Origin of the sequence: Chryseobacterium sp. 2VB (assembly GCF_005503635.1) — a bacterium.
Lineage (GTDB): Bacteria > Bacteroidota > Bacteroidia > Flavobacteriales > Weeksellaceae > Chryseobacterium > Chryseobacterium cupriresistens.
Window position 1 is genome coordinate 1 of record NZ_SCNC01000002.1, and the last position, 12585, is coordinate 12585.

The following is a 12585-nucleotide window of genomic DNA, read 5'->3' on the forward strand; positions in this document are numbered from 1 at the left end:
TTTGAAGTTTTAAACTTAAACTGTAATCCTTCTGTGTACGTTTAATGTACGTGGATGTTAATGTTTCTGCCATAACGATTCTTTTTTGTGTATCGCTATTTCAGGACGAGACATCAATAGAAAATAAAAGGCGGTTTCAACAATCTGAAACCGCCTTTTTATTAGAAAAAATAGAAAGTATTAAAATAGAAAGTTTATTTTACGATAAGCTTTTTCGTCTCCGAATGGCCACCGTAAGTAATTTTTACAAGGTAATTTCCTGAAGTAAGGGTAGAAAGATTCAAATCCTGCTTATAAAAACCAGCCTGGTTGGTAAGTTCAGCTGAATAGACCTTTTTCCCGGTCTGGTCATAGACCTCTACATTTCCCTTATTACCTGTTTTTTCTTTAACATCAAAAAGAACCGTTACTTTTTTATCTGCCGTAGTTGGATTAGGATAAATACCGAATGATGCTTTTTTTCCAACTTCAGTTATCCCTAACGTTTCCGTGATCTTTTTGTATTTGAAATACATATTTCCTGTACTGGCACCACCATTGGTTGTGAAGTACATTCTGTAGTAATCATTTCCTTTTTTGACGTAGTAGACCACATCATTTTTCACCGTCCCGATCCCTTTCCAAGAGTGTCCTACCGTAGTGATAGCAGATGAGAAACTTGCATTGGCAGGAATTGCATACGATGCTGTTTGCTGTGCTTCAGGCTGAACCATTGCCACTTTTACGTTCGGGCTTTGAATCGCTCCGGAAAGAGGGTACATCTGCACACCCATATAGAACGTGTAATATTTGGTGAATACGAAATCCCATGCCGTTCTGGAAGGCTCAAGATTGGGAACTTTTTCTCCGGTATCAAATGAGAAATAGTTGAAATATGAATCATCTGTCCCGTTGGCGATGGTTCTGGTTTCCGTAGCTCCCCATGAGGTCCCGTTCCATTTTGAATACTTGAAGGTATATCCTGCAAAAGCATCTTCAATGGCAAACTTGATATAGGTTCCTGAAGCATATTTTAAAACAAAAATAGCTTTCCCCTGAATGTGGTGGTTCACCGGGTTATAAACGCCCCATCCGGTTGAAGGAATATTGGGGTTTGGAGAGGTTACTGGTCCCTGTTCAAAAGCTCCCTGGCTCCAGTCAGTGGTCTGGTCCGGATTATAAAGAGGATCTCCCCATGAAGCTTCATTGCTGATGCTGATGTTATCCCAGTCTGCTAAGTTGGTTGATGCACTGAATACTTCAATATCCTTAGCATCATTGACTCTGGATCCGAATGCATAGTTTGAATTTCTATAAAAAGCAATATCCCACGTATTGGCTGGCTGAGAAACCATATTACCATCTGCAAGGTTTACAAACACGCGGTTTTGGTATCCGCTTCCCATGGTCATATTTACCTGTGAGTATCCCAACGCGTCAGTCTGCGCCAAAACAGTCTGCTGAACAGACAATGCCAGTACTGAAGCCAATAATAGTTTTGTTTTCATAATTTATTTTTTAAATCCTTATTTAGAATGATTCCACAAAAATATATAATTATTTTTAATCAGTCTAAATAAAAACATGATTTTTATCGTGTTTTTATTTTAATTCTTATGATAAACAGAGAAAATCGGACATAGAAAAGCCGGCAGGATTACTCCTGTCGGCTTTAAAAAGGTCATAATAGTCTGATGAACCTTATTTTTTAATAAATTTTGATTGGATCAATCTGCCTTCTGCAGTCTCAATATTCATATAATATACTCCTGTCTGAAGCGTGCTGATATCAAATCTTTGTCCGTTCAGTTTCCCTTCCGCTGCTTTTTGTCCTGCTGCAGAATAGATCTGAATGTTTTTAGGATCTTTTTTGACAATGAATTCTATTGCAGACTGATCAGAATTTAAGGCAAATCTGAAATTTTCTGTTGATGTATGGTTGTCTGATACGCCTAAAGAAGCGGTCGTGTTATACACTACATTATCCACCTGAATGGCTACGTGAGTAGCAGTAGGAGTGAACTTAAATACAATGTATGAACCTGTGGATGCCGGAATATTAACACTGATATTCTGAACTGTACCAATAACTGATACATTAATAGGACTTCCTACAGGAACGAATGTTGACATATCAGCAGGATTGGATGCTATTCCTATCTGAATGCTTCCCGGGCCGGGAGACGGTGATACTAAAGTAGTATCAAATGTCAGTGTTTTGTTTCCGGTCGGAGTTTCAATCTGTGGTGTAATAAGGTAAGAGGAACCAGTTGCATTGTTTCCTGCATACGACTGGACAAACCTGTTGGAATCTCCTGCTACAATCATTCTTGGAGGTACAGGAGGAAACTCACCGGTGATGGGTGCAACAATGGCAGACCATCCAGACTGTGGGAAAGTGGTATTCCCTGCTGTAAAATTGTTGAAATTTTCATTGATGTTGGATACCTGAGCATTCGCAGTTAAAGCAGTCAACATCAGAGCTCCTAAAAGTAATTGTAATTTCATAACATTATTTTTATTTAGAATTATTATACAAAAATATATAATTATTTTTAATGAGTCTAAATAAAGTTTTATATTTGTCGAAAATTTGTACCCTTATGAAGAAGAAAGTGCTTTCCGTTCTATCATTATCCGTGGCCTTATGGGTAAATGCACAAGAAAAGGATTCTCTTAATCAAAAGAAAATTGAAGAAGTTGTTATTACAGGACAGTACATGCAGCAGTCCATTAACAAATCGATATATAAGGTTGATGTTATTGATGCAGAACAGATCAAAAATATGGCAGCAACGAATGTTGCAGAGGTTTTGAATCAAAGTCTTAACATACAGATCACTCCGGATACCCGTTCAGGAAATTCCACCGCCAATATCATGGGGCTTAATGGTGATTATGTAAAGATCCTTATAGACAATATTCCGGTAGTAGGGGATACAGGACTGGGAAGTAATATAGACCTTACCAAAATTACTCTAAGCAATATCGAAAGAATAGAAATTGTAAAAGGAAGTATGGGGGTTGAATATGGAAATGGTGCCGTTGCCGGGGTTATCAACATTATTACCAAGAAAAACAGTACAAAAAAGATCAGTGTTAGAGGTTCGATACAGGAAGAAACAGTAAGGGATAACTATGATCTTAAGAAAAGAGGAAACGGAAGGCATATTCAGAACCTTAATGTAGATTATAACATCAGCAATGAATGGTTTGCCAGCATCAATTTCAACCATAACCAGTTTATGGGATATGAAGGGGAAAGCAAAGGCTACAAATATTTCGGGCAGGATAACCAGAGAGGGTATGAATGGAACCCGAAAGATCAGTATGATGCGTCTGCTTTATTAAGATATACCAAAAATAAAACGACATTCTTTTACAAACTGTCTTATCTGAATGAAAAATTCAACTTCTACAATCCGGAGGTCAACAGAAATCCTCTTAATGATGGTTTGGGCGGTGTTTCGTATGAAAGCAGAGACAGAAGATATAATACCGACCGATGGATTCACCAGTTCAATATTCAGACTAATCTGGGACACATCCGGTACATGGGCGATTTCTCGTATCAGAACCAGGACAGAAAATACTACGACTATAATTACGATATCCCGAACAGACAAATCAAAAGCCGCCAGGAAGAAAAATCTTATTATAAGACCGATGTCATCTACTCCAGAGGAATGTTCAGCAACTTCCTCGACAGCAAGGTTTTTGACTTTCAGTTAGGATATGAATTAGACTATACCAATGGCTATGCCGCTTTAATTGCCGGAGATTTCTTTGGTGAAGCGGTAAAGAGAAAAATATTTACCTACTCCAATTTCCTTTCTGCAGAATGGAATGTGTCAGACAAATTCTCTTTAAGACCGGGAGTAAGACTTTCCCTTAGTGAAAACTTTAATAATCAGTACAACTATTCTTTATCAGCAAGATATAAAACCTCTGAGAATTCAAATCTTAGAGCAGTGGTGGGATCGGCTAACCGATTCCCAAAATATGACGAGTTGTACACCTATTTTGTAAATCTTAATCATGATGTACAAGGAAATCCGGATTTAAATCCTGAAAAAGGATTCTCTGCTGGACTTTTCTGGAATCAGAACTTTTCAGCAGATAATGGCTGGAAGATCGCTTATGGAGTAGACGCATTATACCTTGATGTACGTGACAGGATTGAAATGGTAATGGTAAAGGAGCCTTCTACCTATAAATATATGAACCTTAATACCTATAAAAATCTACTATTCTCCGCTAATGTAGATTTCAGAAAAGATCAGTTTGCCCTGTCTTTAAGAGGATCAGTAAACGGAACATCAGTATCGATGATTGATTTGAAATCTTCTTCCCCAACAGACTTTCAGTATCTGTTACAGGCAGGCGCTTCAGCAACTTACAAACTGAAAAGTACCGACACTAATTTTGCCCTTTACTACAAATTCACAGGTCCGGACAGAATTTATGTGTCCGATGGAGCTAATGACTTCCGCCTTGGAAAAATAGATAGTTTCCATATGATGGATTTTATTGTGAGCCAGCCTTTCTGGAATAAGCACTTTGAAATTTCTGCAGGAGTGAAAAATATATTCGATGTCACAAGATTAAACTCTACTGCAGTAGCAGGTTCAGCCCATACCGCTGCGAACGGGTTTGTTAATTTATATTATGGCAGAAGCTATTTTGCCCGATTAATGTTTCAATTTTAAATAATACGTTACGATTATGAAGTATTTAAAAATAGTATCTGTTCTTTCCATCATGGCTGCCACACAGTCTTGTCTTTCTGCAGACGAAGATCCGGTTCCGGTTCCACCTATGACGGGATCTGAAGTAAGTGTACCAATTGGCGGCCCTACAGAACCTAATCAGGTTTGGATTGATTTAAGTGACTATACCAATCCGGCGGTCAACAGCAGGACAGACTGGGATCTTGGTTTTTACAGCGGCGATGCCTACAGAGTGATCATGAATGGATCTCTTGCCATGACGGTAATCAAAATACCCAACGCATCAGACATCAGTAAAGTAAAGGAAGCTGATATTTCAAGTTTAAAAGATATTGCCCAGGTAGGAACATTTGATGCTGCCAATATGAAATATGTTGACAATCCTAATGGTGACTTCCTGAATCAGACTTCAGGAATTGATGCCATCAAAGAAAATGATGCTGACAACCCTGTATATCTGATCAATCTGGGAAGAGAAATACCTTCTTCTGCCAATATCGGAGCTGGTTCAGTTTCATTGTCCGGTGATCCGAGAGGATGGAAAAAAATTCAGATCCTGAGAGCTCAGAATGGATATAAAATCCGTTATGGTGACGTGAACGCAGCAGAAGCAGACATCAAAGAATATATCATTACAAAAGATACAGAATACAGCTTCTCATTCTTCAATCTGAAAACAGGAACCCCGGTAAAAATTCAGCCAAAGAAAAAGAAATGGGATCTGGCATTCACAACATTTACCAATGAAGTGTTCATGGGACCTACAACCAGTGCAGGTAGCTATTTTTATGCAGATTTTGTAACAACCAATACTTTGAATGGAGTAGGTGCTTACCAGGTAACAGTTACGGGAAGTCTTGATGCTGCTTACAGTTCATTTAAACTGAAAGATGTAGAGCCTTCAAAATTTGTTTTCAATGACCAGAGGGCTATCGGGGATAAATGGAGAACCACTACCGGTACGGCATCCAATCCTGTTCCTTTTGTGTATGCAGACCGTTTCTTTGTATTGAAAGACGCTGAAGGTTTTTATTTCAAGCTGAGATTCAATACCATGAAAAATACAAAAGGAGAAAGAGGATACACCAATTTTGAATTCGAACCTTTATAAATAATCAAATAATAGTATATCATGAAAAAATTCATCCTTGCAGCTTCTGTTCTTGTAGCAGTATATTCTTGCAAAAAAGCGGAGACAGGAGCAAAAGAAAATACAACAGAAGCCAGTTCAGAAGCACCCAAAACCAACAATAAAATAGTAACATTAAACGGAGGAATTACTGAAATCGTAGCTGCTTTAGGTCACGAAAAAGAAATCGTGGGAACTGATGTTACCAGCACCTATCCTGCTTCATTAAAAGCTACAGCAAAAGATTTAGGACACATGAGATCAATGACAATTGAACCGATCATGGCTGTAAACCCAACATTGATTCTGGCTTCTGATAAAGATATCAACCCGGAATTAATGGGGAAAATCAAATCCTCAGGGATTCAAACCGAAGTTTTCAAACAGGAATATACGGTTGAAGGAACCAAAAAACTGATCGAGCAGGTAGCAAAAGCGATCGGAAATACAGATTATCAGAAATTAAATGATAAAATTGATGCTGACTTAAAGCAAGTACAGCCTATTGCTAAAAAGCCCAAGGTATTGTTCATCTACGCAAGAGGAAATATGCTGATGGTGAGTGGTAAAAATACCCCAATGGCTTCATTGATTACCCTCGCAGGAGGAGAAAATGCAGTAACTGATTTTGAAGATTTCAAACCATTGACACCGGAAGCCGTTGTAAAAGCTAATCCTGATGTGCTATTTTTCTTCGAAACCGGTTTACAGGGAGCAGGAGGAAACGAAGGAGCGCTAAAAATGCCGGGAGTATCTCAGACCAATGCAGGTAAAAACAAGAAAATCATTGCAATGGACGGAGGTTTGGTATCAGGTTTTGGACCAAGAGTAGGAGAAGCAGCAGTAGAATTAAACAAACTTTTAATTGAAAGCACCAAGTAAATTATACTTTTATCTAATGATAAGTGCGGTACTGCTTGCCATTATAGCAGTACTGTCACTTAATACAGGAGTTTATGATTTCGGAGAAAATTCTCCGTTCAGGGCTCTGTGGCAATTTATAAAAGGAGATTCCGGTTTGTCACTCAGTGATAAATATGTGATCTGGGACGTAAGGGCAGCCAGGATTATCATGGCCATTTTAGTAGGAAGTATGTTGTCGGTTTCCGGGACGAGCCTTCAGGGACTTTTCAAGAATCCTCTGGCAACGGGAGATTTAATAGGACTTACATCAGGAGCAACATTGCTGGCAGCTATTGCGATTGTTTTAGGAGGACATTTCAAAGAATATCTTCCTGAAGCTGTACAATTTTCACTGGTAGGAATAGCCGCTTTTATCGGTTCTTTTTTATCCATGATGCTGGTCTACAGAATTTCAACAAGCGGAGGGAAAACAAATGTAGTCATGATGCTGCTTACCGGAGTTGCCATAACGGCTATCGGGTTTTCGATAACCGGATTTTTGATCTATATCTCAAAAGATGAACAGCTCAGAGATCTTACTTTCTGGAACCTGGGAAGCCTGGCCGCAGCAACATGGACGAAGAATATCATTCTCGCCATTGTGATCACCATCGCCTACATCATTTTATTACCCAAAGGAAAAGCCTTAAATGCAATGATGCTGGGAGAAAAAGATGCACAGCATCTGGGAATCAATGTGGAAAGACTGAAAAAGCAGATCATCATCACCGTGGCTTTAATGGTGGGAACGTGTGTGGCATTTTCAGGTACCATTGGTTTTGTAGGGCTTATTGTACCTTATATTTTAAGGCTTTTATTCAAATCCAATTATGTTTTTATTTTGCCATTATCGGCAATGTGCGGAAGCATTTTGTTATTAACGGCAGACACATTCAGCAGAAGTATTGTGGCACCGTCAGAACTGCCAATCGGAATTTTAACAGCCTTAATGGGAGGACCTATTTTTATCGCTATTTTGGTTAAATTTAAAAAATCACTGTAATGATCAAGGCACACCAGATAAATTATCAACATAAAGAATTCAGGATTCTGGATGGGGTAGATGTCTCTCTGGAATACGGCGAATTTCTGGCCATTGTGGGACCGAACGGAGCAGGGAAGTCAAGCCTTTTGAGTGTATTGGCAGATGAAGTGAAATCCGGAAATAACAAAGTTCTGTTTAAAGATAAACCCATCAGAGAATGGAATATCCGGGAACTTTCTAAACACAAAGCCAAGTTCTCGCAGCATAACAGCAATGATATTCCGCTTGAAGTAAAGGACGTGATCATGATGGGAAGGTATCCTTATTTTGATGCCCGGCCCGGAAAAGAAGATCTTGAGGCGATGAATAATATGATGTACGAAACCGATATTTTTCATCTCAAAGAAAGAGAATACAATACCCTTTCGGGAGGAGAAAAGCAGCGTGTACATCTTTCCAGAGTGATGGCTCAGCTTGAAAATGACATCGCCCACAAACTGGTTTTTCTGGACGAACCATTGAATAATTTAGATATAAAACATCAGTACAAAGCATTGGAAATTATAAAAAATTTCACCAAAAAAGCCAACAGTGCTATTGTTGTTTTGCATGATCTGAACCTTGCTGCCCAGTTTGCAGATAAGATTTTATTAATGAAATCAGGACAGGTTTCTGCCTATGGAACCCCACAGGAAGTTTTTACTGAAGAAAATATCAGCAATGCCTATAATTTTCCCTGTACCATCTGCGGACACCCTATTACCAGTAACCCAATGATCATTTTTGGATAACCATGGAAAAAGAAGAACTCAAAATCCTCGCACAGAATCTTGCCAACCCTCAGGGTGAAAAAGGCATCGAGATTGGTGAAATGATGAATGCCACTAACATCAGCATGACGTTAGAAAGTATCAAAACACTTGTGATTGATGACGGCCAGCAAATCCTTGAAATAGGACACGGGAATGCCGCACACCTGAAAAGTATCATGAGCCTTGCCAGAAACCTGAAATACATTGGCATTGATATTTCCGAAACCATGCACAATGAAGCCAAAAGGCTCAATAAAGAATTTGAAAGTCAGGCAGAATTTGTTTTATACGAAGGGAAGAAACTTCCTTTCAAAGATGAAACTTTTGATAAAATATTTACAGTCAATACCGTGTACTTCTGGGAAAATCCCGTGGAATTCTTAAACGAAATCTATAGGGTTTTAAAAGATGACGGAACATTTGTTCTTACGTTCGGACAAAGAGAATTCATGGAAAAACTGCCGTTTACGGAATATGATTTCACCTTGTACAGCAACAGTGAAATGGAAGAGCTGGTCTCCAAAAGCCAATTTAAAAGGATGAAAACTTCTGAAAGAGAAGAAGAAATAAAAAGTAAAACAGGAAACGAAACCATACGAAGAATTTATACAATTTTAACCATAAAAAAGTAAAGTAATGAGCACATTAGTTAATGATTTAAAGGAAAAATGGGAAGCTCTGAAAGCAGAAAATCCACATATCAGAATAAGAAATGCAGCAGCACAGTTAGAAGTAAGTGAGGCAGAATTATTGGCAACAAGCATAGGAGAAGGCGTTACTGTCCTGAACCCGGATTTCCAGGGAATCCTTACAGAAGCTGAGCAGTTGGGAAAAGTAATGGCGCTTACCCGTAATGATGAATGTGTTCATGAAAGAAAAGGGACTTACCTGAACGGAGATTTCAGCAGTCCTCATGCACAGCTTTTTGTGGGTGAAGATATTGATCTCAGAATTTTCCTTAACCACTGGAAATTTGCTTTTGCAGTACTGGAAGGAGAGAAGAAAAGCCTTCAGTTTTTCGGAAAAGATGGTCTGGCACTTCACAAGATTTATCTGACGAAGGACAGTAATGAAGCTGCTTTCAATGCGATCGTAGAAAAATTCAGAGCGGAAGATCAGAATCAAACATTGGCTTTTGAAGCAATCGCTCCAAAACAGGCTGAAAAAGCAGATTCAGACATTGATGTGGAGGGATTCAAAAAAGCATGGACGGAATTGAAAGACACCCACGATTTCTTCATGATGACCAGAAAATACGGAGTAAGCAGAACGCAGGCATTAAGATTGGCTCCGGAAGGATTTGCTAAGAAAATTGATAATGCGAAAGTGGTGAATATCCTTGAAGATGCTTCTGAAAAGAACGTTCCAATCATGGCTTTCGTTGGAAACAGAGGGATTATCCAGATACACACAGGAAATGTGAAGAAAACACTTTGGCACCAGCAATGGTTCAATGTAATGGATCCTGATTTCAATTTACATCTTGACGTAACGAAAATTGCAGAAGCATGGATCGTGAAAAAGCCGACTGAAGACGGAGAAGTAACCGCTATCGAAGTATTCAACAAAGAAGGAGACTTTATCGTTCAGTTCTTCGGAAAAAGAAAACCTGGAATTCCTGAGCTTCAGGAGTGGAAGGACCTTGTAGCAGCTTTAGAGAAATAATAATTAGATGATTTGAATGAGACCGTTTTGTTTGTAAAATTCAAAGCGGTCTTTTTTATTGCATGCGATCTGCGGGTGATGAAATATTTGTGTAATTTGTGATTAAAAATAAAATAAAATGAAACATATTTTCATAGCGATATTGCTGGCTGGTTTCTGTGCATTGAAGGCACAGGACTTAAAAGCATATCAGTTTTATGATAAAAAAGGAAAAGAAATAAAGACAGAAAAGCTGGTAAAAGAACTGGCAGATTATGATGTGGTCTTTTTTGGGGAAAATCATAACAGTTCCATCAATCACTGGCTTCAGCTGAAGATTACAGAAGCGCTGTTTGCGAAAAAGAACGGACAGCTGATCTTAGGAGCGGAAATGTTTGAAAGAGATAATCAGGTACAGCTGGATCAATATTTAAACGGAAAATTTGATGCAAAAACATTAAAAGATTCTGCCCGTTTGTGGAGCAATTATGCAACCGATTACAAGCCTTTGGTAGATTTTGCTAAGGATAAAAAGCTAAATTTTGTTGCTACCAATATCCCAAGAAGATATGCCTCTCAAACCGCCAAAGAAGGTCTTGAATCCTTAAATAAATTAAGCGAAAAAGAGAAAACCTACATTGCCCGGTTGCCGATTAAAGTAACGTTAGACACTCCAGGATATCCGGAAATGAAAAAAATGATGGGTGATCATGCCGAAGGAACAAAAGTGATGAATTTTATTTCAGCTCAGGCTACAAAAGATGCTACAATGGCTGAATCTATCCTGAAAAATTACCAGCCCGGAAAGACCTTTATCCACTACAACGGTAACTATCACAGCAAAGAATTCGGAGGAATCTATTGGTATATCAAACAGAAGAATCCAAATCTGAAAATGGCCGTAATTTCTGTTTTTGAATCAGACGATCCTGAATTGAAAGTACCTGCCAAAGATTATATCCCGACAGATTTCAATCTGATTATTCCTGCGGATATGACGAAGACTTTTTAAACCTTCGTATCTCTGAGAGAAAAATATTCAATAGGGTCGGGCTTAAGCCCGACCATTTTTAATTAAAAGAGGCAACGGCTTTAGCCAAAACTTAAAATTCATTGCTAAATAAATTATTTTTACTCCACAATATTTACCTTTGTATCAGATTCAAAAACATATGAAAAAAATCCCCATTCTGCTGATCTTTTTTACCGGATTTTTTAATGCTCAGAAACTCACTCCCAGTGAAGTTTCAATCATCAATCAGGGAGATGTAAACACGGCGTTACCCATCTATCAGACGACGGATAATAATCAGCACCAAACCCTGCTGAACATTTCTTCAGAAGCAGATCCTCTTGATCCGAATACAGCTGTTCTGGTAAAAAGGATGAAAGAATCTCTTCTTTCAACAGATGGCGGAGTAGGTATTGCAGCCCCACAAGTGGGAATCAACAGGAAGATTATCTGGGTGCAGCGTTTTGATAAGGAAGGAACACCGCTGGAATATTTTATTAACCCGGTCATTGTTTGGCGATCTGATCTTCAGAATCTCGGTCCTGAAGGTGATTTATCTATTCCTGATTTCAGAGATCAGTTCTACAGAAGCAAAGTTATCCAACTGGAATATGTGGATTTGAAAGGGCAGAAATATTCAGAAATTGTAGAAGGTTTTACTGCGGTGATTTTCCAGCATGAAATCGACCATCTTTTCGGTATCCTGATTTCCGACAAAAAAGAGAAAGAGAAAAATGATTCCTATAAAAAAGTAGATGCCTATCAGAAAAGTGATGTAAATAAAGACAGGAGGTAATTACGAATTATAAATGATAAGTTATGAATGATGACAAGATTGAGTACTATCCATATTTTATAATAAAATCTTCTCCATCTTCATAATCTGCAGGATACACATAGGTAATTACTCCGATATCTGATTGTAAAACTTCTTTTAGCTTATGGAAGTACATATCTCTTTTCTCTTCCGTAGTGTCCATTGTTAGGCTCATAATAAGCCTGTCATCATCTGTAATATTGGCGCCCACCATTATTTTGTCTGGATTATCATGGTATTTATTCCAGTAAAAAGTTTGGTCAATGGCCGGGGTATCGATGAAATAACCAATCATTTCGTCCTCTGTTTTAAAAACATAATCTTTGTCGTGCCTTGGGAAAGTATAATTGAGATTTAATTTTTCATATCCCGGAAGGAATGTATTCAATACCAAATCAATAGTCTTTCTTGATTTTCGCCCTGCATACACCTGGCAAACAATATCTATAATGATTTCCATTACGTAAAAATATTCAATAATGATGAATTATAAATGATACTCTTAAGCATTATTTAGCATACATAAAATTATCCTCTATCATCTGCGTCATCAGCGTATTCTGTGGGAAAATAA

At 38.3% G+C, this 12585-nt stretch carries 12 protein-coding genes; 9 read left to right on the forward strand and 3 right to left on the reverse strand.

From position 1 onward, the window contains the following. Positions 1-194: 194 nt before the first annotated feature. Both FFS26_RS02060 and FFS26_RS02065 read right to left on the reverse strand, forming a co-directional pair. Positions 195-1487 carry a T9SS type A sorting domain-containing protein gene (locus FFS26_RS02060; RefSeq protein WP_110009451.1) on the reverse strand — a complete coding sequence of 431 codons (1293 nt, stop codon included), beginning with the start codon at positions 1485-1487 and terminating at the stop codon, positions 195-197. A 193-nt stretch (positions 1488-1680) separates the two neighbouring features. Continuing rightward, positions 1681-2487: a T9SS-dependent choice-of-anchor J family protein gene (locus FFS26_RS02065; protein WP_137904148.1), complete on the reverse strand. Its 807-nt coding sequence runs from the start codon at positions 2485-2487 to the stop codon at positions 1681-1683. Positions 2488-2582: 95 nt separating this feature from the next. Here FFS26_RS02065 and FFS26_RS02070 point away from each other — a divergent pair, with 95 nt between their 5' ends. From FFS26_RS02070 to FFS26_RS02110, 9 genes are all read left to right on the forward strand, one after another. Beyond that, positions 2583-4688 carry a TonB-dependent receptor plug domain-containing protein gene (locus FFS26_RS02070; RefSeq protein ID WP_137904149.1) on the forward strand — a complete coding sequence of 702 codons (2106 nt, stop codon included), beginning with the start codon at positions 2583-2585 and terminating at the stop codon, positions 4686-4688. A 16-nt stretch (positions 4689-4704) separates the two neighbouring features. Further along, positions 4705-5820: an HmuY family protein gene (locus tag FFS26_RS02075; protein WP_228449375.1), complete on the forward strand. Its 1116-nt coding sequence runs from the start codon at positions 4705-4707 to the stop codon at positions 5818-5820. A gap of 21 nt (positions 5821-5841) precedes the next feature. After that, positions 5842-6720 carry a hemin ABC transporter substrate-binding protein gene (locus tag FFS26_RS02080; RefSeq protein WP_137904151.1) on the forward strand — a complete coding sequence of 293 codons (879 nt, stop codon included), beginning with the start codon at positions 5842-5844 and terminating at the stop codon, positions 6718-6720. A 16-nt stretch (positions 6721-6736) separates the two neighbouring features. Beyond that, positions 6737-7744 carry a FecCD family ABC transporter permease gene (locus tag FFS26_RS02085; protein WP_410493491.1) on the forward strand — a complete coding sequence of 336 codons (1008 nt, stop codon included), beginning with the start codon at positions 6737-6739 and terminating at the stop codon, positions 7742-7744. Beyond that, entirely contained in the window at positions 7744-8517 is a 774-nt protein-coding gene (locus tag FFS26_RS02090; protein WP_110009445.1) for a heme ABC transporter ATP-binding protein, read from the forward strand. Before FFS26_RS02085 ends, FFS26_RS02090 begins: the two co-directional genes overlap by 1 nt. A gap of 2 nt (positions 8518-8519) precedes the next feature. Continuing rightward, positions 8520-9170 carry a class I SAM-dependent methyltransferase gene (locus FFS26_RS02095; RefSeq protein WP_137904152.1) on the forward strand — a complete coding sequence of 217 codons (651 nt, stop codon included), beginning with the start codon at positions 8520-8522 and terminating at the stop codon, positions 9168-9170. Between the two features lie 4 nt (positions 9171-9174). Next, a complete protein-coding gene (locus tag FFS26_RS02100) occupies positions 9175-10203 on the forward strand; it encodes a hemin-degrading factor (RefSeq protein WP_110009443.1) in 1029 nt (342 codons plus the stop codon). A 118-nt stretch (positions 10204-10321) separates the two neighbouring features. After that, positions 10322-11194, forward strand: coding sequence for a ChaN family lipoprotein (locus FFS26_RS02105; RefSeq protein WP_137904153.1), 873 nt, complete (start codon positions 10322-10324; stop codon positions 11192-11194). A gap of 160 nt (positions 11195-11354) precedes the next feature. Continuing rightward, positions 11355-11990, forward strand: a complete 636-nt coding sequence (locus tag FFS26_RS02110) for a peptide deformylase (protein ID WP_137904154.1) — start codon at positions 11355-11357, stop codon at positions 11988-11990. Between the two features lie 46 nt (positions 11991-12036). Here FFS26_RS02110 and FFS26_RS02115 read toward each other — a convergent pair whose 3' ends face one another. Beyond that, positions 12037-12471 carry a hypothetical protein gene (locus tag FFS26_RS02115; protein WP_137904155.1) on the reverse strand — a complete coding sequence of 145 codons (435 nt, stop codon included), beginning with the start codon at positions 12469-12471 and terminating at the stop codon, positions 12037-12039. Between the last annotated feature and the right edge of the window lie 114 nt (positions 12472-12585).